The sequence below is a fragment of the Enterobacter sp. SST3 genome (genome assembly GCF_000286655.1).
Taxonomy (GTDB): domain Bacteria; phylum Pseudomonadota; class Gammaproteobacteria; order Enterobacterales; family Enterobacteriaceae; genus Enterobacter; species Enterobacter roggenkampii.
On record NZ_ALNS01000004.1, the window covers coordinates 201,289 to 220,382 of the forward strand.

15 protein-coding genes are annotated in these 19,094 nt (G+C 52.6%); 7 read left to right on the plus strand and 8 right to left on the minus strand.

Going from position 1 to position 19,094, the window contains the following annotated elements:
• Positions 1-38: 38 nt before the first annotated feature.
• From B498_RS18945 to tkt, 7 genes are all read right to left on the minus strand, one after another.
• The gene (locus B498_RS18945; RefSeq protein ID WP_008499728.1) at positions 39-770 is read right to left on the minus strand and encodes an oxidative stress defense protein; all 732 of its coding nucleotides are present in this window, start codon (positions 768-770) and stop codon (positions 39-41) included.
• Between the two features lie 92 nt (positions 771-862).
• The gene (gene argO, locus B498_RS18940; RefSeq protein WP_021242063.1) at positions 863-1,498 is read right to left on the minus strand and encodes an arginine exporter ArgO; all 636 of its coding nucleotides are present in this window, start codon (positions 1,496-1,498) and stop codon (positions 863-865) included.
• A 149-nt stretch (positions 1,499-1,647) separates the two neighbouring features.
• Positions 1,648-2,502 carry a small-conductance mechanosensitive channel MscS gene (mscS, locus tag B498_RS18935; RefSeq protein WP_008499730.1) on the minus strand — a complete coding sequence of 285 codons (855 nt, stop codon included), beginning with the start codon at positions 2,500-2,502 and terminating at the stop codon, positions 1,648-1,650.
• Positions 2,503-2,688: 186 nt separating this feature from the next.
• A complete protein-coding gene (gene fbaA, locus B498_RS18930) occupies positions 2,689-3,768 on the minus strand; it encodes a class II fructose-bisphosphate aldolase (RefSeq protein WP_008499731.1) in 1,080 nt (359 codons plus the stop codon).
• Positions 3,769-3,860: 92 nt separating this feature from the next.
• Entirely contained in the window at positions 3,861-5,024 is a 1,164-nt protein-coding gene (gene pgk, locus B498_RS18925; RefSeq protein ID WP_008499732.1) for a phosphoglycerate kinase, read from the minus strand.
• A 49-nt stretch (positions 5,025-5,073) separates the two neighbouring features.
• Positions 5,074-6,093, minus strand: coding sequence for an erythrose-4-phosphate dehydrogenase (gene epd / locus B498_RS18920; RefSeq protein WP_008499733.1), 1,020 nt, complete (start codon positions 6,091-6,093; stop codon positions 5,074-5,076).
• A 326-nt stretch (positions 6,094-6,419) separates the two neighbouring features.
• Positions 6,420-8,411 (minus strand): transketolase, encoded by a 1,992-nt coding sequence (gene tkt, locus B498_RS18915; protein WP_008499734.1) that lies wholly within the window; start codon positions 8,409-8,411, stop codon positions 6,420-6,422.
• 272 nt (positions 8,412-8,683) lie between these two features.
• Here tkt and B498_RS18910 point away from each other — a divergent pair, with 272 nt between their 5' ends.
• Positions 8,684-9,442, plus strand: coding sequence for a M48 family metallopeptidase (locus B498_RS18910; RefSeq protein ID WP_008499735.1), 759 nt, complete (start codon positions 8,684-8,686; stop codon positions 9,440-9,442).
• A gap of 209 nt (positions 9,443-9,651) precedes the next feature.
• Complete coding sequence (locus B498_RS18905) at positions 9,652-10,920, plus strand: OprD family outer membrane porin (RefSeq protein ID WP_008499736.1); 1,269 nt, start codon at positions 9,652-9,654, stop codon at positions 10,918-10,920.
• 50 nt (positions 10,921-10,970) lie between these two features.
• On the opposite strand, the gene speB is transcribed toward B498_RS18905, so the two are convergent.
• Complete coding sequence (gene speB / locus B498_RS18900; protein WP_008499737.1) at positions 10,971-11,891, minus strand: agmatinase; 921 nt, start codon at positions 11,889-11,891, stop codon at positions 10,971-10,973.
• 447 nt (positions 11,892-12,338) lie between these two features.
• Here speB and B498_RS18895 point away from each other — a divergent pair, with 447 nt between their 5' ends.
• The 5 genes from B498_RS18895 to B498_RS18875 all read left to right on the plus strand — a co-directional run bounded on the left by B498_RS18895 (position 12,339) and on the right by B498_RS18875 (position 19,080).
• Positions 12,339-12,899: a fimbrial protein gene (locus B498_RS18895; protein WP_008499738.1), complete on the plus strand. Its 561-nt coding sequence runs from the start codon at positions 12,339-12,341 to the stop codon at positions 12,897-12,899.
• A gap of 93 nt (positions 12,900-12,992) precedes the next feature.
• The gene (locus B498_RS18890; RefSeq protein ID WP_225828762.1) at positions 12,993-13,697 is read left to right on the plus strand and encodes a molecular chaperone; all 705 of its coding nucleotides are present in this window, start codon (positions 12,993-12,995) and stop codon (positions 13,695-13,697) included.
• Positions 13,698-13,729: 32 nt separating this feature from the next.
• Positions 13,730-16,312, plus strand: a complete 2,583-nt coding sequence (locus tag B498_RS18885) for a fimbria/pilus outer membrane usher protein (protein WP_008499740.1) — start codon at positions 13,730-13,732, stop codon at positions 16,310-16,312.
• A gap of 6 nt (positions 16,313-16,318) precedes the next feature.
• Positions 16,319-17,329 (plus strand): fimbrial protein, encoded by a 1,011-nt coding sequence (locus B498_RS18880; RefSeq protein ID WP_008499741.1) that lies wholly within the window; start codon positions 16,319-16,321, stop codon positions 17,327-17,329.
• Between the two features lie 17 nt (positions 17,330-17,346).
• Positions 17,347-19,080, plus strand: a complete 1,734-nt coding sequence (locus B498_RS18875) for a ShlB/FhaC/HecB family hemolysin secretion/activation protein (RefSeq protein ID WP_008499742.1) — start codon at positions 17,347-17,349, stop codon at positions 19,078-19,080.
• Positions 19,081-19,094: the final 14 nt, after the last annotated feature.

The window sequence follows — 19,094 nt, forward strand, 5'->3', positions numbered from 1 at the left end:
AAAGCCGGGTGGCGGCCACGCCTTACCCGGCCTACAGATTACTGAGCCGGTTTCGGCTGTGCTGCAACAGGTTCAAGCTGGAACACCACATCCACCTGATCGTCGAACTGGATCGTCGGCTGCTCGTAAGTTTCCTGAGCGGATACCGGCGCTGCGTCAGCCTTCATCATACGAACCATCGGGCTTGGCTGGTAGTTAGAGACGTGGTAACGCACGCTGTAAACCGGACCGAGCTTGCTCTTAAAGCCAGAAGCCAGCTGTTCCGCCTGGTGAATGGCATCATCAATCGCCGCTTTACGCGCTTCGTCTTTGTATTTCTCCGGTTGCGCAACGCCCAGCGACACGGAACGGATCTCGTTCAGGCCCGCCTTCAGCGCACCGTCCAGCAGCGAGTTAAGCTTATCCAGCTGACGCACGGTCACTTCAACGGTACGCACCGCACGGTAGCCTTTCAGGATGCTTTTGCCATTCTGGTAGTCGTAATCGGGTTGAGTACGCAGGTTCGCAGAGTTGATATCTTTTTTACCGACACCGTTCTGCTCGAGGAAAGAGAGGTATTGCGCAACGCGATCGTCAGCCTGCTTCTTGGCCGTCGCTGCATCTTTCGCCGCCACATTCACCTCAATTGCCAGGGTTGCAACATCGGGTACCGCGTCCACGCTTGCGGTGCCTGACGTGACGATGTGCGGGCCATCCGGCAATTCGCTTGCCTGCACCGACACCGCACCGAAACTCACTAATGCCGCCAGGGCCATCACTTTAAACTTCACTGTCATTCCTCCATGTTGCGAAGAGTGCCCCAATAACAGGGCGCATGCCAGCAAGCTTAGCGGGTCTTATTCAGTTGTCCATAAGACAAGGATTAGTTGAACAATTCCTGGACATGATGAATCCCCTCTTTCGCCAGCTGGAAAGCGATAAACCACATCACCAGGCCGACCAGGGTATTAATGATGCGCTGGGCTTTGGCCGTACGCAGGCGGGGCGCCAGCCATGCCGCCAGAATGGCGAGACCGAAGAACCACAGGAAAGAGGCGCTGACCGTACCGAGCGCAAACCAGCGTTTCGGCTCAACGTCCAGTTGACCGCCCAGGCTGCCCAGCACGACGAAGGTGTCGAGATACACATGCGGGTTAAGCCAGGTCACCGCCAGCATGGTGACGATAATCTTCCAGCGCCCCTGCTTCATGACCTCCGCGCTCGCCAGTTCGAGGTTACTGCTCATCGCCGTTTTCAGCGCGCCGAATCCGTACCAGAGCAGAAACGCCACGCCGCCCCAGGTGACCAACGCCAGCAGCCACGGAGACTGCATCAGCAGCGCGCTGCCGCCAAAAATCCCGGCACAGATCAGCAGCAAATCACTTACCGCGCACAGCAGGGCAATCATCAGATGGTACTGGCGGCGGATGCCCTGATTCATCACGAACGCATTTTGCGGGCCGAGGGGAAGGATCATGGCTGCACCTAAGGCAAGCCCTTGAAAATAATAAGATAGCATGATGATTTTCTCGCAGAGTTGTTCTGGAAGCTGACTATACTGCGCGAATCACATTAGATGAAATGGATAATATTAATTGGGTATTAGCGGAGCTTATGAAGGTAAAGCCCGGTGGCGCTAGCGCTTACCGGGCCTACAACGTCGGGGGATTACTCGGCGGCTTTCTCGCGTTTAAGATTCACGTCCATCTGCGGATACGGGAAACTGATGCCGTTGGCGTCGAAGTCGCGCTTAATGCGTTCCAGCACGTCCCAGTATACGTTTTGCAGATCGCTGCTTTTGCTCCAGATACGCACCACAAAGTTAATGGAGGAAGCGCCGAGTTCATTCAGGCGAACCGTCTGCTCTTTGTCTTTCAGAATGCGATCGTCAGAAGCAATGATGTTGGTAATCAGCGACTTCACCTGATCGATATCGGAGTCGTATGCCACGCTGATAATCAGTTCGTTACGACGCACCGGCTCACGGGAGAAGTTGATAATGTTGCCCGCGATAATTTTCCCGTTCGGCACGACCACGATGCGGCCATCGACGGTACGCATAGTCGTTGAGAAAATCTGTACCTGCAGCACGGTTCCGGCAATGCCGCCAAGGTCAACGTATTCGCCGGAGCGGAACGGACGGAAGGTCACCAGCAGCACGCCTGCCGCCAGGTTTGAAAGCGAGCCCTGCAGTGCCAGACCAATGGCCAGACCGGCGGCGCCGAGAACGGCAATGACGGAGGCGGTTTGCACCCCCACACGGCCCAGCGCGGCAATCAGCGTGAAGGCGATAATGCCGTAGCGCACCAGTGCGGAGAGGAAGTCTGCCACCGTGGCGTCAATGTGACGGGCCAGCATTACGCGGTTAACCGTATTCGAGACAATACGCGCCACGATCATCCCGACGATGATGATGGCAATCGCCGCGACGATGTTCACGGCATAGCTCAGCAGCAGGGCCTGGTTGCGCACCAGCCAGTTACCGGCGTTATTGATGCTGTCTACAACATCGAGTTGTTCCATTTATTCTTCCTTTTGTTAAACCAAAACACAAAATCCATCCCCCATGGAGACAGGCAGGTCAGTAAAGGGTAAACAAAAAGCACCGGCTTTGCCAAACAGATCACAAAAACAGGGCTGGCAGGGTATTGAAAAAGCATAAAAAAAGGCCCGCATTTGCGGGCCTTCTGATGCTGTTAGCAGCTCAAATTACAGAACGTCGATCGCGTTCAGTTCTTTGAAAGCCTGCTCCAGACGGGTCACCATGGACGTCTGCGCTGCGCGCAGCCATACGCGTGGATCGTAGTATTTCTTGTTCGGCTGGTCTTCGCCTTTCGGGTTGCCCAGCTGGCCCTGCAGGTAAGCTTCGTTCGCTTTGTAGTACTGCAGGATACCGTCCCAGGTTGCCCACTGGGTGTCGGTGTCGATGTTCATTTTCACAACGCCGTAGCTTACGGAGTCTTTGATTTCCTGAGCAGAAGAACCGGAACCGCCGTGGAAGACGAAGTTCAGGCTGTTGTGCGGCAGGTTGTGTTTCTTGGAAACGTATTCCTGAGAATCACGCAGGATGGTTGGGGTCAGAACTACGTTACCTGGTTTGTAAACGCCGTGTACGTTACCGAAGGACGCTGCAATGGTGAAGCGTGGGCTGATTTTGCTCAGCTCGGTGTAAGCGTAATCAACGTCTTCTGGCTGGGTGTAAAGTGCAGAAGCGTCCATGTGGCTGTTGTCCACGCCATCTTCTTCACCGCCGGTGCAACCCAGTTCGATTTCCAGGGTCATGTCCATTTTGGCCATGCGCGCAAGGTACTTAGAGCAGATTTCGATGTTTTCGTGCAGTGACTCTTCAGACAGGTCGATCATGTGAGAAGAGAACAGTGGCTTACCGGTTGCCGCGAAGTGTTTTTCACCCGCGTCCAGCAGACCGTCGATCCACGGCAGCAGTTTCTTCGCGCAGTGGTCAGTGTGCAGGATAACTGGAACACCGTAGTGTTCAGCCATCTGGTGAACGTGGTGCGCACCAGAGATAGCGCCCAGGATTGCAGCACCCTGAGGAATGTCAGTTTTCACGCCTTTACCTGCGATGAACGCAGCGCCGCCGTTAGAGAACTGAACGATAACTGGAGCTTTAACTTTAGCAGCAGTTTCCAGTACGGCGTTGATGGAGTCGGTACCCACGCAGTTAACTGCTGGCAGAGCGAAGTTGTTTTCTTTAGCTACCTGGAACACTTTCTGTACGTCATCACCAGTGATAACGCCAGGTTTTACGAAATCAAAAATTTTAGACATGTTGCTTAGTCCTGTATCTTCGGCCGTTAGAAAAGGTGCGAGCTCTTAAAAGCGCGCTGAAAATTGGGCAGGTTTCCCTGCCCTTGAATGGCTTACTTCTTAGCGCGCTCTTCGAGCATTGCTACTGCTGGCAGTACTTTGCCTTCCACGAATTCGAGGAATGCGCCGCCACCAGTGGAGATGTAGGAGATCTTGTCAGCGATACCGAACAGGTCGATTGCTGCCAGGGTGTCACCACCGCCTGCGATAGAGAACGCTTCGCTGTCTGCGATTGCGTTAGCCACGATTTCAGTCCCTTTGCGGAAGTTCGGGAATTCGAACACGCCAACAGGACCGTTCCACAGGATAGTTTTTGCGTTTTTGAGGATTTCAGCCAGTTTCTGTGCAGAAACGTCGCCCAGGTCCAGAATCTGCTCTTCGTCTTTGATGTCGTTTACAGATTTCAGGGTCGCGGTTGCGGTTTCGGAGAACTCGGTCGCGACGCGCACGTCAGTTGGAACCGGGATATCACAGGTACCCAGCAGGCGTTTGGCTTCGTCAACCAGGTCTGCTTCGTACAGGGATTTACCGACGTTGTGGCCCTGAGCGGCAACGAAGGTGTTCGCGATACCACCGCCAACGATCAGCTGGTCAGCGATTTTAGACAGAGAATCCAGAACGGTCAGTTTGGTAGAAACTTTAGAACCACCAACGATAGCGACCATCGGACGAGCAGGCTCTTTCAGTGCTTTACCCAGCGCTTCCAGTTCGTCAGCCAGCAGAGGACCGGCACACGCTACGTCTGCGAATTTACCGATACCATGGGTAGACGCCTGAGCACGGTGAGCCGTACCGAATGCATCCATCACGAATACGTCGCACAGTGCAGCGTATTTTTTAGACAGGGTTTCGTCGTCTTTCTTCTCGCCTTTGTTGAAGCGAACGTTTTCCAGCACAACCAGTTCACCGGCTGCAACGTCAACGCCGTCCAGGTAATCTTTCACCAGGCGAACCGGGTTGGACAGTTTGTCTTTCAGGTAATTAACCACTGGCAGCAGAGAGAACTCTTCGTTGTACTCGCCTTCAGTTGGACGACCCAGGTGGGAGGTGACCATCACTTTCGCGCCCTGCTTCAGAGCCAGCTCGATGGTTGGCAGAGATGCACGGATACGCGCGTCGCTGGTCACTTTGCCATCTTTAACCGGTACGTTCAGATCGGCACGGATGAAAACGCGTTTACCAGCCAGATCCAGATCGGTCATCTTAATTACAGACATGGTGAATCCTCTCGTTGATTCTTAAAGTTTTGCAGACGCACGATGCGCCTTACCTGAAACCTTGAGCAGCCATTGCTAACGTGGTGTCGAGCATTCGGTTAGCAAAGCCCCATTCGTTATCACACCAGACCAGCGTCTTGATAAGGTGTGCGCCACTGACCCTCGTTTGCGTGCCATCGACGATGGCGCTGTGCGGGTCGTGGTTAAAATCTACTGAGACCAACGGTAATTCCGTATAGTCAACTATACCATGAAATGCCCCCTGTGCCGCTTTTTGCAGCAACAGGTTGACTTCACAGGCTTTTACCGGTTTTTTCACCGTCACGCTAAGGTCGATCGCGGTGACGTTGATCGTCGGGACGCGCACGGCAATCGCCTCAAAACGATCGTTGAACTGCGGAAAAATTCGGGTAATCCCAGCAGCCAGCTTTGTATCCACCGGAATGATTGACTGGCTCGCTGCACGCGTGCGCCGTAAATCCGGGTGGTAAGCGTCAATGACCTGTTGATCGTGCATGGCGGAGTGAATCGTGGTCACGGTGCCGGACTCAATGCCATACGCATCGTCTAACAGTTTGATGACCGGAATAATGCAGTTGGTGGTACAGGAGGCGTTGGAAACAATGCGGTGTTCGGCTTGCAGCTCATGCTGGTTGACGCCAAACACGACGGTCGCGTCGAGGTCGTTACTGCCGGGATGAGAAAACAGGACTTTTTTCGCACCTGCAGAGAGATGCGCTTCGCCATGTTCGCGATTGCCATACACACCGGTACAGTCAAGCACGACATCCACACCCAGTTCACGCCAGGGTAGCCCGGAGATGCTGTTCTCATGCAGCACACGAATAGCGTCATCACCCACAAAAAGCTGATCTCTTTCCTGGCGTACATCCCAGGCAAAGCGTCCGTGGCTGGTGTCATACTTCAACAAATGCGCCATGCCCGCAGCATCCGCCAGTTCATTGATTGCCACCATGGTCATTTCCGCCCGACGTCCGGATTCATACAAAGCACGAACCACATTACGCCCGATGCGACCGAAGCCGTTAATCGCTACGCGTACGGTCATAGATCTCCTGCAAAGCAATCCCTGAGTTTGAGGTGGCTGAAAGAGTAATCCAGCTACGCCCGAAGGGGAATCCTTGCTGTCACAAACTGCGATTGATTGGTCATTTGTCGAACATTTAATCGACTGAAACGCTTCAGCAAGAATAAGCGAATCGGGGAATAAAAGGAATGTCTGTCCAGATGAATAAGCGAGCTATATGACTTGCGTCACATTTTAGGTGGAATAATGCTTACAAAAAAGCCGGGTGGCGCGCTAGCGCTTACCCGGCCTACTTTCGAGCCATTTGTAGGCCCGGTAAGCATAAGCGCCACCGGGCAAAATGGTGATTACAGCAGTTCTTTCGCCTTCGCGACAACGTTCTCAACGGTGAAGCCGAACTCTTCGAACAGCAGTTCTGCCGGAGCAGATTCACCGAAGGTGGTCATACCGACGATAGCGCCGTTCAGACCCACGTATTTGAACCAGTAGTCAGCGATACCCGCTTCCACTGCCACACGCGCGGAAACCGCTTTAGGCAGTACGGATTCACGGTAAGCAGCATCCTGCTTGTCGAACGCGTCGGTAGACGGCATGGAAACCACGCGCGCCTTCACGCCTTCGGCAGTCAGTTTTTCCCATGCAGCAACGGCCAGTTCAACTTCAGAACCGGTAGCGATGAAGATCAGCTCTGGCTGGCCCGCGCAATCTTTCAGCACATAACCGCCGCGCGCGATGTTCGCCAGCTGCTCTGGGGTACGTTCCTGCTGCGCCAGGTTCTGACGGGAGAGGATCAGCGCGGTAGGACCGTCCTGACGCTCAACGCCGTATTTCCACGCCACCGCGGATTCAACCTGGTCACATGGACGCCATGTGCTCATGTTCGGGGTCACGCGCAGGGAAGCCACCTGCTCTACCGGCTGGTGAGTTGGACCGTCTTCGCCCAGACCGATGGAGTCGTGGGTATAGACCATCACCTGACGCTGTTTCATTAGCGCCGCCATACGCACGGCGTTACGCGCATATTCAATGAACATCAGGAAGGTAGAGGTGTACGGCAGGAAACCACCGTGCAGGGAGATACCGTTGGCAATCGCAGTCATACCGAATTCACGTACACCGTAATGGATGTAGTTACCGGCAGTGTCTTCGTTGATTGGCTTAGAACCGGACCACAGGGTCAGGTTAGATGGTGCCAGGTCAGCGGAGCCGCCGAGGAATTCAGGCAGCAGAGGACCGAACGCTTCAATGGCATTCTGAGACGCTTTACGGCTCGCGATTTTAGACGGGTTCGCCTGCAGCTTAGCGATGAATTCGTTCGCTTTCGCGTCGAAGTCAGACGGCATGTCACCTTTCATACGACGGGTGAATTCAGCCGCTTCCTGTGGGAAGGCTTTCGCGTAAGCAGCGAACTTCTCGTTCCATGCCGCTTCTTTCGCCTGGCCTACTTCTTTTGCATCCCACTGAGCATAGATCTCAGATGGGATTTCGAATGCAGGGTATTTCCAGCCCAGCGCTTCGCGGGTCAGTGCGATTTCCGCGTCGCCCAGCGGCGCGCCGTGGGAGTCGTGCGTACCCGCCTTGTTCGGAGAACCGAAGCCGATGATGGTTTTGCACATCAACAGGGACGGTTTGTCCTTCACAGCGCGCGCTTCTTCTACTGCACGTTTAATCGAGTCAGCATCGTGGCCATCAACGCCACGCACAACGTGCCAGCCGTAGGCTTCGAAACGTGCAGCGGTGTCGTCAGTGAACCAGCCTTCAACGTGACCGTCGATGGAGATACCGTTGTCGTCATAGAACGCAACCAGTTTACCCAGCTTCAGGGTACCTGCCAGGGAGCACACTTCGTGAGAAATGCCTTCCATCATGCAGCCATCGCCCATGAACGCGTAGGTGAAGTGGTCAACGATGTCGTGGCCAGGACGGTTGAACTGCGCCGCCAGGGTCTTCTCAGCAATCGCCATACCCACAGCGTTTGCAATACCCTGACCCAGCGGGCCGGTGGTGGTTTCTACGCCAGCGGTGTAGCCCACTTCCGGGTGACCTGGAGTTTTGGAGTGCAGCTGACGGAAGTTTTTCAGCTCTTCGATAGGCAGATCGTAGCCGGTGAGGTGCAGCAGGCTATAGATCAGCATAGAGCCGTGGCCGTTGGACAGCACGAAGCGGTCGCGGTCAGCCCATGACGGGTTCTGCGGGTTGTGGTTCAGGAAATCGCGCCACAGAACTTCGGCGATATCAGCCATACCCATAGGGGCCCCTGGGTGGCCGGATTTGGCTTTCTGTACTGCGTCCATGCTCAGCGCACGAATAGCATTAGCAAGCTCTTTACGTGAGGACATTTTAACTCCAGATCGGACTGTTAAAGGCCATGCCCTTGACGACAGCGCGTTTTGGGCTACGCCGGAAAAAAGTGCCAACAATGTAACCCAAGCCGCAAGTCATGTACATGGAGCATTCTTTTGCTTGTTAAGAAATCTCTGGATCATGCTCGCATGTTGCGCAATCTGCTCGCCCGGCCCTGTAGATATTCCTTATACTTAGCCCGACACCGGCTTCGCTGACGGTGCACTTTTCGGATTTTATTCAGATTAACGAGTACGGAAGCAACCTCATGAAAATGCGTGCAATAGTGCTGGCCCTGGGTACAACGCTCCTGCTGAGCGGCTGTCAGAATATGGACTCTAACGGTCTGATGACGTCAGGCGCAGAGGCCTTTCAGGCCTATTCCCTGAGCGATGCGCAGGTAAAAGCGCTGAGCGACCAGGCCTGTAAAGATATGGACGGAAAAGCCACCCTTGCACCGTCTGACAGTACCTACACGCAGCGTCTGAATAAGATTGCTTCCGCGCTGGGCGATAACATCAACGGCCAGCCGGTGAACTACAAGGTGTACATGGCGAAAGACGTCAACGCCTTCGCGATGGCAAACGGCTGTATCCGCGTCTACAGCGGGCTGATGGACATGATGACCGACAACGAAGTGGAAGCGGTTATCGGCCATGAAATGGGCCACGTTGCCCTGGGCCACGTGAAGAAAGGGATGCAGGTAGCCCTGGGCACCAATGCCATCCGCGCAGCGGCAGCCTCAGCGGGCGGTATCGTTGGCAGCCTGTCGCAGTCACAGCTGGGCGACGTAGGTGAAAAGCTGGTGAACTCTCAGTTCTCCCAGCGTCAGGAGTCCGAAGCGGATGACTACTCCTACGATCTGTTGCGCAAACGCGGCATTAATCCATCCGGTTTAGCCACCAGCTTCGAAAAACTGGCCAAGCTGGAAGCGGGACGTCAAAGCTCCATGTTTGACGATCACCCTGCCTCAGAAGAACGCGCACAGCATATTCGCGACCGTATGGCCGCAGACGGAATTAAATAATTTCAGAAGGAGGCAGTTTTGCCTCCTTTTTATTTCGCATGAATTGTTAACTTAACAGCACGCATCGATAACACCCCTGAAAGCCCCGCCAAATCTGCTCTGTCACATCGAAACACCTGGTCACATAATTATTGCAAAGGTCACTTTTTCCGGTAATTATCCCCCCTGCAGTTATTCAATTAATATATCCAGACAGAGACGTTCCCTCCGTGAAAAAAGAATTATCATTAATTGCTTTAAGTTTATTTGCCGCATTACCTGCCGCTGCAAGCCAGCAATCCGACAGCCAGGGTTTTATTGACGACAGCCATCTGGACCTGTTTTTACGCAATGCGTATATCAGCCGTGATTATCATCAGGGCCAGCAGGACAAAGCCGAATGGGGTCAGGGGATCATCGCCACGTTTGCATCCGGCTATACCGAAGGACCGGTTGGCTTTGGTGTGGACGGTATTGCTCAATACGGCGTGCGCCTGGACGGCGGCCGCGGCAAGAGCGGCGCGGGCGGCATCGACTTCTTTAAGCAGGAAGACGACGGCCGGGCAAAATCCGATCTGGCAAAGTTTGGCGCAACCGCCAAAATGCGCATCTCGAATACCGTACTGAGCTACGGGAATCAGCGACCAGAATTGCCTATCGTGAATGCCGACAGCTCCCGCCTGCTGTTTGAAAGCTATACCGGCACCATGCTGACCTCAAAAGAGATCGATGGTCTGGAAATCAACGCCGGTTATTTCACGGACGAGCAGCGTAAAAGTGACGACCGCCACGACAGCGGGCTGAAGAGCCTCTCCTTCGGCGGCGCGAGCTACCAGTTCAACGACCAGTTCAGCGGCGCGTTTTACGCCTCTCACAATGAAGAGGTGATGAACAAGCAATATCTGGGCCTGAACTTCAAACAGCCGTTCAGCACCGGGCAGCAGCTGGTGCTCGACTTCAACGGTTATAACTCCCGTCTGGACCAGAGTTATGCGGACAGCCTCGACACGGGCCGCAGCAACGCTATCTGGAGCCTGGCGGCGAGCTACATCTGGGATATTCACACGTTCAAAGTGGCGTACCAGCAGAGCAGCGGCAGCACCGGCTACAACTACGGCGGCTACCGCGACCAGGGCGGCGTGGGTGATGGCGGTAACACCATCTGGCTGGCAAATTCCTACTGGTCTGATTTTAACGGCGAAGATGAACGTTCCTGGCAGGCATCCTACGGTCTGGACTTTGGTGGCCTTGGCCTGCCGGGTCTGAGCTGGACCACCGCCTACGTGCGCGGGGACAACATCAAAACCGCAGAAACCAGCAACGGCAAAGAGCACGAGTGGTTTAATCAGATCCAGTACCAGGTGCAGGATGGCCCAGCGAAGGATCTGAAACTGAAACTGCGCTATTCCGTACTGCGCGTCTCCAGCAACGCCAGCGATTATAACGTGGGCGGGGACGAGATCCGCGCTTACGTGGAATACCCGTTTAACGTGTTTTAAAGGCAATAAAAAACCTCTCCAGGGAGAGGTTTTTTTACGCCAGAAGAGGCTTATTCGCCTTTTTTGGCTGCCTGGATGTAGAGCATTTCCAGTGCCAGGGTCGCTGCGGCCAGCGCAGTGATCTCGGACTGGTCATACGCAGGCGCCACTTCCACCACGTCCATCCCGACAATGTTGAGATCCTTCAGGCCGCGCACCAGCTTGATGGCACGGTCTGAGGTCAGGCCGCCGATCACCGGCGTACCGGTACCCGGTGCAAATGCCGGATCCAGGCAGTCGATGTCGAAGGTCAGATACACAGGCATATCACCCACGATCTGCTTCACCTGCGCGAGGATGTCATCAACACCGCGATCGTTAACCTGACCCGCATCCAGCACGGTGAAGCCGTTGTCTTTGTCGAATTCAGTGCGAATACCGATCTGCACGGAGTGGTTCGGGTCGATCAGACCTTCATTCGGCGCGGTGAAGAACATGGTGCCGTGGTCAAACTCACAGCCGTTGGCGTAGGTGTCGGTGTGGGCATCGAAGTGCACCAGCGCCATTTTACCAAAGTGCTTCGCGTGGGCGCGCAGCAGCGGCAGGGTCACGAAGTGGTCGCCGCCGAAGGAGAGCATGCGCTTGCCGGCAGCCAGCAGCTTCTCGGCGTGGGCCTGCAGCTTTTCGCTCATCTCACGCGCGTCGCCAAAGGCGTACACCAGGTCACCGCAGTCCACCACGTTCAGACGCTCGCGCATGTCGAAGTTCCACGGGAAGCGGTTGTGCTCCCAGGCCAGGTTAGTGGAAACCTGACGGATCGCCGCCGGGCCATGGCGGCCACCCGCACGGCCTGACGTTGCCATGTCGAACGGCACGCCGGTGATCACCCAGTCCGCATCACTGTCGTACGGCTGGAAGTTCATCGGAAGGCGTAAAAAACCAAACGCGTTAGATACCAGAGAGTTATCGTACTGATGACCTAAAGTGCTCATGTCCTGTCCTCGTATCATAGATAGACGATCGTTGCTAAAGGTGAAAAAAATCCCTTCCGCGTCGTTAAGCCCGACGAGGAAGGGATCGTTTCATATCGTAATGCTGTATGGCGCTAAGAATAGCGCCTGATTCCATTAAATTCAAGCGACTCATAAATACAATATATATAGACAACCCATCCTATTCACCAAATAAAACCATAGCCATAAAAATATTATAATCTTTACAATCCATATATTTTCCAGGTGAATATTTAATTCATCCCACCATCTATTTCACCCTTGTAATTCAAAGGAAAAAACGCCTCATACCATATTCATACATACATAAACAGCATGAGACAGTCTCAATTCGGAATTTATTTAGTTTCATCCTGTGGTTTTCTCTTTTTTTACTCCCTACAATCCCGCCGCTTTATTAAAATTTATGTCTAAATGGAATTATCTATGAACAAATATTTAAAAATTGGTCTTTTTACCATTCTGGCGGGAGCGGGTTCTGCAGCAGCGGCAGAAGATGGCACAATTACCTTTGACGGAACGATCAGTGACGCCACCTGTATTATTACAGGCGGTGACGCACAGGGTGAATCCACCTCTCCTGATTTCACCGTGCATCTGCCAAGCGTCAGCACCACCGCGCTGGCCACTGCGGGTCAGCGCGCGGGAGACACGCCATTCTTCATTAAACTGAGCGGCTCAAATTGCACCAACAACAAAGTCGCCAGCGTATTCTTCGAACTGGCACAGAGCACCAATATCAACACCGCGACCGGTAACCTGAAAAACACCGTTACCACGGGTGGTGCCGATAAAGTTGAAATCGGTCTGTTAGATTCCAGCAAAGCTGTTTTGGATTTGAATACCGCAAACAATAACCCGAAAACAGCGGTCATTTCGGGTAATACCGCTCGCTTCGACTACTGGGCGCAGTACGTTGCCACCGGCGGTGCGGCAACGGCCGGTAAAGTCACCACTGACGTCATTTATTCCATTAAGTACCAGTAAGACCTTTGAGCAGTGGGAGTTATCCCACTGCTTTCCCTGCCACATTTAGGAACGTTGAGCCTGATGGTCAGTAATATTCTCAAAGTAATGTTAATGGTGACATTGACGTGGTTCCCCTGCGCCAACGCCACTATACAAATTTTAACAACTCGTGTGGCATTCAATGCAAACGAGAGTGAACAAACCGTTCGCGTAAATAACCTCAGTAAAAACCCGGAGCTGGTGCAGGTCTGGCTTTCCAGCACCGACAAAACCGATGGGACGGAGAAGGAGAATCTTCCGTTCTTTATCAACCCTCCCGCTGCGCGCGTAAACGGTCAGAAAGGGAAAGTTTTCCGTATATTCCAGACAGAGGAAGCCGCAGGAAAATACCCGAAAGATCGCGAAACCCTGCTCTGGCTAAACGTGCTGGATATTCCACCTGAACTGCCGGAAGAGGCGGATCGGAATCAGATAAAAATGGCGTTCCGCACGATGATCAAATTTTTCTATCGCCCTGCGGGCCTGAAAGGCAATCCCATGCAGGCGGGCGACGATCTGAAGTGGGAACTGCGTAAAGTGGCAAAGGGCTACGACGTGGTGGGAACCAATAATTCGCCTTTCCACGTGAGCATGACGAGCGTGTGGCTAACGAATGCCGACAATAAAGACATTGAGATCCCCGGTGACATGATTGTCCCTTATGGAACGCTGGTTTATCACTTTCCGCAGGTGAGCGCAGTGAGTGGACGCGGCATATTTAAATACAATTATATCACTGATTTAGGCGCATATATTAAGCGCACCTATAACTTTTAACTTTTTATACGTTCTACCTTTCGGAAGGTCAAATGTCCGCACGCCATAATAAATACAGGCTTCTCAAAAAAGCGAAAAGTACCCTTGGCCAGATAATGATTCTGGCATTGTGCATTTCAGGCCAGGTTAACGCAGAAACAGAAAAAAAAGCGGTAAACTTTTCTCGCGGCTTTATGAATTTCTATGACAGTGGATTAGACCTTAGCCAGTTCGACGGGGTAGATAAAATCCAGCCAGGTGATTACAAACTGGAAGTATTTAGCAACTTGCGGAAATTAGGAACCTGGCCCATTTCATTTATTCCGGCAAACAATACGCAGGGCGTAAATGCCTGCATGACGCCGGAAATGATTATCCGCTTTGATGTCGATACCAGCAAACTGCCGGAAAACTGGAAGACGGGCCGCTGCCTGATCCTCGAAACGCTTATCCCCGGCGCGACCGTCACCTACAACCAGGATGATGAGCGCCTGGATGTCACCGTTCCGCAGGCGATGCTGCTCAATACACCAGAGGGTTATATCAGCCCTGAACTATGGGATGACGGTGAACCTACCCTCATGGCCTCCTACGCGCTGAGTGGTTCAAGCACGCGCAACCGTGAGTTAGGTGAAACCAGCAACTATCTCTTTGGTAACCTGCAAACCGCTATGACGCTCGGTGCGTGGCGTTTTGTAACCTATGACACCCTGAACCTCGGCAATGATATTGAGGATGAAGGGGTCGATCATCTGCAGGCATTTGCCAGCCGGGGAATTGCGGCCTGGCAATCTGAAGTGGTGCTGGGCGATCTCAACACCAGCGGGGAGATGTTTGATACAACGGCCATCCGCGGCGTCAGACTCGCCACCGACGATCGCATGCTGCCGGATTCCGTGCGCAGCTATGCGCCTGTCGTTCGTGGTTTTGCCAACAGCAACGCGACGGTCACCATCAAGCAGTCCGGCAGTACCCTCTATGAAAAAGTGGTTCCCCCAGGCGAGTTTGCCATCAGCGATCTCTATGCAACGGGCTACAACGGCGATCTGGAAGTCACCGTCAAAGAGACCGATGGCACCATCAATACCTTTACCGTCCCCTACTCCAGCGTTCCGCAGCTGCTGCGCGAAGGCTATTTTCGCTATTCGGTCTCCTCGGGTGAAATCCGCAACACATTTCTTGCCGATGATCCGTGGATGACGGAAGGCACGCTTCAGTACGGTTTGCTTAATAATCTGACCGGTTACGTAGGCGCTCAAACCGCGTTTGATGGCGATTACAACGCCCTGCTGGGTGGTGTGGCTATCAATACCCCGCTGGGGGCATTAGGCCTGGACGTTACCCGCTCTTATACGAACTTTAACTCCAGCACCGGGAGCGATGACTGCGGCTCACTGTGTGACATGTCCCTGCGTATCAGCCTTGCTAAAAATCTTTCCGAAACCGGGACAAATTTCAGCCTGGTGGGTTACCGCTACTCCAGTAAAAATTACTACTCGCTGTCGGATGCCGTCAGCGTGAAGCAGGCGCTGGAGCATGGTAACGACCGATATTTACCCGAACGCTATCGTGAACGCCTGGAAGCAAACATCAACCAGATGCTGCCTGCGGGTTGGGGAAGTTTCTACGTCAGTGGTTTTATCGGCAACATCTGGAACGATGAACTGGGCCGCACGGAAAAATCCAACTACGCGCTGGGATACAACAACCGGTTTGGCTCGTCGACCTGGGGCATTTCGCTTGGCCGTACCAACAATGAAGACGGTGGTCACGACGATACGATCTACCTGAGCGTATCTATGCCGCTCGGCCATCGTTATGAAAAACAGGCTCGCCTGGGAGCAAACTTTAGCTACAACAGTGATGAGGCCACCATCCGCACCTCGCTCAGCGGCTCGGCCGGCGAGCGATCGCAGTATGGCTTTAGCGGCTACTTCAGCGAGTCCAGCAGGCCGGAAACCAACTTCGGTACCAACCTGTCTTATGTGGGCGATAGCGCTTCCGGCGGCGTCGCGTTCAGCCAGTCCCTCCATAGCTTCATGGGCGGTTTGAACATGAACGGTGGCGTGGTTGTGCACCGTGGCGGTATCAATTTGACCCCAACGTTAGGCGACACCATTGGCGTGATAGAGGCCAAAGGCGCTGAAGGGGCAAGAGTTTACCCTGATTCAAATGCGGTCATTAAAGATAACGGCTACGGGATTGTCGGCTATCTGACGCCTTACAGATACAACGATGTCTTCATTGATCCAAAAGGTACATCAATGAGTGTCGATGTAGAGGATACGCGTAAGAGCATTGTGCCAACCGCCGGTGCCGCCGTGCATATCAAAATGGAAACACAGCAGAAGCAACAGACCTTTGTGCGCTTCACACATGCCTCCGGGCAAAAGATCCCCTTCGGCGCATCCATTACCGATGGTAGCAATACCACGCTCGGTATGGTCGGACAGGGTGGCCTGGCAATGCTGACCTTACCTGAACCTGGCAAGCCGATCGTTATTAAATGGAATAGTAATAAGGTGATGAACGCGTGCTCAGCAGAAGTCAATCACCTTTCTGATAACAGAAAACCCCGCAACATGAATAAAGCCGCCTCCTTTAATGCAATAGATATTATCTGCAAAGGCCTTTAACAGAAAATGAATAAATACATTACTACTCTGCTTTATCTCGTTTTATTATCCGTTTTATGGATGTTTACCCTTGAAGCAAAAGCCTCTGCGTGCAGACTCGAAGGCGTAGAAAAGGTTTTAAATATTACAGACGACATTACGTTAAACCCTGCGGATAAAGGCTCCACTGGAACGGTCTTATGGTCGAAAACGTATACTGCACCTAACATCAAATATATCTGTGATGAATCAACGCAAACGCAGTGGCACACCGCTTACAGCCGAAATTATCTCTCTTCATCGGTAGATAAAGTCTATACAACCGAAATTCCGGGTATCGGTATTCGGATGAAATGGCCAGCCAACGCAGGGAACACCTGGGTGCCGGGTAACTCCGGCTCTCCGGTGACCTGCAGCCCGAGCTGTTCTATCGACAACAGCACCGTATTGGTAGAGTTCGTGCAGACAGGTAATATTAATCAGGGAGAATCCGAGATCCCTGCCGGCGAAATGGTTAACGTAAAAGTCAAACCTTTGCTCACGCCAGAGGATGCGCTTCGTATTCTTACTATCAATTTCTCAGCGCCAATTAAAGTAAATACGCGTTCATGTTCCATTTATCCCTCGTCGACCAACGTCGATTTGGGGACCTACAGTATTGCCTCATTCCAGAACACGCTAAATTATCAAGGTGATAAAAAGGACTTTTCTATTACCATCACATGCCCGGAACAGGCACAAGTTGGCTTAACTTTCTCTTCCCTGATCAATACCAAATTCGCATCAATGATCGGTCTTTTGGGCGTCGAGACCGGCGAAGGCTACGCGAAAAATTTCGCGATTATGGTTTACGAAAAATCCAGCCCTTATGTCTCATCGGCCCTTGTTCTTGGAAAAGAATACCCTTTCCAGGTTTCATCCCGCTTAACTAAAAACTATCAGGCCCAGATATTCGTTCCTGCCGAGGTTAATCGCGAAAACTCATTAAGTGCTGGCAGGGTGGTCGGCGCAATTCAATACACCATGGCTTTAAGATAATTATCAAGGAGAGATTCGTGCTTCAGCGTTTTTCAAAATATGCACTTTTATTAGTGCCGTTCATTCCTGTGGCTCACGCTACGGCGGCACTCCCTGGTCAGCAAAATAAACAGGAACTGGATCGTCTCGAAAGACAAACCAGCCAGGCATTAATAGAAGAAGCCAAGCGGACCGAGCAGTTAATCCAGCAACAAAAAAAAATGCGCGAAGCCGGAGATGAAACCCTGGCCAGCAGCGACTCGAACTGGAAATTTCAGGTCAATCATATTGTCATCCTTGATGATACGCAGTTTGACAACTCACCGCAGCGTCAGGCGATTATCGATCGCTATGAGGGAAAAATGCTCGGTCGAACAGAAATATTTGAACTGGCCAAAGAACTGACCGATTTTTATATTTCTCGTGGTTATGCCACGACGCTGATTGGTGTTGAGCCCGGTAATATCAAAACGGGCACACTCTCTCTGCGGGTGATGTGGGGAAAAATACACGATCTTAAGGTTAACGGGCAAGCGCCGTCCTTCCGTGAACGCACGCGCATGTTCACTGCCTATCCTTTTGCGAAAGACAAGATTCTGAACATGCAGGATGTCGATCAAATGGTCGAAAACCTGCTGAGCGTTTACCCTAACGACAATATTGAAATTCAACCGTCTGTTATAAACAGCTATTCCGATCTTAATCTGCTGCACGTGCCTGCATTCCCTCTTTCGGTCACCGCGGGTCTTAACAACTCTGGCTTTAAGGCTGACGGCTGGCAGCAGTATTATGGCAGCGTAACCGCTAAAAACATTGCCGGCATCAATGATATTTTCAACGTTTATTATTCATGGAATAACCTGAAGAATAACCAGGATAATCAGGATTCGTGGTCAACGAGTTACAGCATCCCACTGGGTTATTGGTCGTTTGACGCGCTTTATTACAAATCCAGCTACGACAAAACGCTTGCCGGCAATAACGCCAGCTACACTTCTGACGGAGATTCTGACCGTGCTTCTCTGCGTGTCAGCCGCATGCTCGGCCGTAACGCCACGGGTAAAACCAGCTGGTGGGCAAAAGTTGAAAGACGTAATAGCAACAACAGCATTGAAAACCAGCGTATAGACGTCAGCTCTAAAACCTATACCTCGATTTCGTCGGGCGCTACCTGGGTCGGCGCTCTGATGAACGGCTGGTTCTATGGCGATGTGGGCGTGACGGCAGCGGTTCCCTGGTTTGGTTCCGCCTGGAAAAACGATGCCGACCTTAAAGGGTTTGACCTTGATTACGTCAAGTACAACGGCATTGCCAGCTGGACGCGTCCGCTTTTTCAGTCTGGCCGTTTAGGTGGCGTGTATGAACTCAACGCAGGATTCCAGTACACCCCGAACGTACTGGTTAGCGATGCAAAATTAACGCTGGGCGATGAATTCACCGTACGAGGCTTCAAGGACGATAGCCTGCTGGTTGATAGCGGCGGCTGGATCGCCAATACCCTGCAGTTTCCATTCGATGTTGGCGTCGGCGGTATCTATCAGCTTATTCCCTATGTAGGTTATGACCTGGGCTTTGCCAAAGATAATTGCCCTAAAGGCGTCAACGTATGTGATAGCCAATTCATGATGGGTGGCTCTGTCGGGATTAAAGCTACCGGTAGCCATTTTTCAACGTATGTCCTCGCGGGCTGGCCTATAAAAAAACCAGATTCACTGGAAGAGAATACCGTCGATAACACGGTCGTTTATTACAAGATGGAAGTAACGTTCTAATTTAAGGAATTTTT

Excerpts from the sequence above, each read along its gene's own strand:
- B498_RS18890 (WP_225828762.1), top strand. The coding sequence starts at position 12,993 with ATGGTGACATTGACGTGGTTCCCCTGCGCCAACGCCACTATACAAATT.
- fbaA (WP_008499731.1), bottom strand. The coding sequence starts at position 3,768 with ATGTCTAAAATTTTTGATTTCGTAAAACCTGGCGTTATCACTGGTGAT.
- B498_RS18910 (WP_008499735.1), top strand. The coding sequence starts at position 8,684 with ATGAAAATGCGTGCAATAGTGCTGGCCCTGGGTACAACGCTCCTGCTG.
- argO (WP_021242063.1), bottom strand. The coding sequence starts at position 1,498 with ATGCTATCTTATTATTTTCAAGGGCTTGCCTTAGGTGCAGCCATGATC.
- B498_RS18885 (WP_008499740.1), top strand. The coding sequence starts at position 13,730 with ATGTCCGCACGCCATAATAAATACAGGCTTCTCAAAAAAGCGAAAAGT.
- speB (WP_008499737.1), bottom strand. The coding sequence starts at position 11,891 with ATGAGCACTTTAGGTCATCAGTACGATAACTCTCTGGTATCTAACGCG.
- mscS (WP_008499730.1), bottom strand. The coding sequence starts at position 2,502 with ATGGAACAACTCGATGTTGTAGACAGCATCAATAACGCCGGTAACTGG.
- epd (WP_008499733.1), bottom strand. The coding sequence starts at position 6,093 with ATGACCGTACGCGTAGCGATTAACGGCTTCGGTCGCATCGGGCGTAAT.
- B498_RS18895 (WP_008499738.1), top strand. The coding sequence starts at position 12,339 with ATGAACAAATATTTAAAAATTGGTCTTTTTACCATTCTGGCGGGAGCG.
- pgk (WP_008499732.1), bottom strand. The coding sequence starts at position 5,024 with ATGTCTGTAATTAAGATGACCGATCTGGATCTGGCTGGTAAACGCGTT.
- tkt (WP_008499734.1), bottom strand. The coding sequence starts at position 8,411 with ATGTCCTCACGTAAAGAGCTTGCTAATGCTATTCGTGCGCTGAGCATG.
- B498_RS18880 (WP_008499741.1), top strand. The coding sequence starts at position 16,319 with ATGAATAAATACATTACTACTCTGCTTTATCTCGTTTTATTATCCGTT.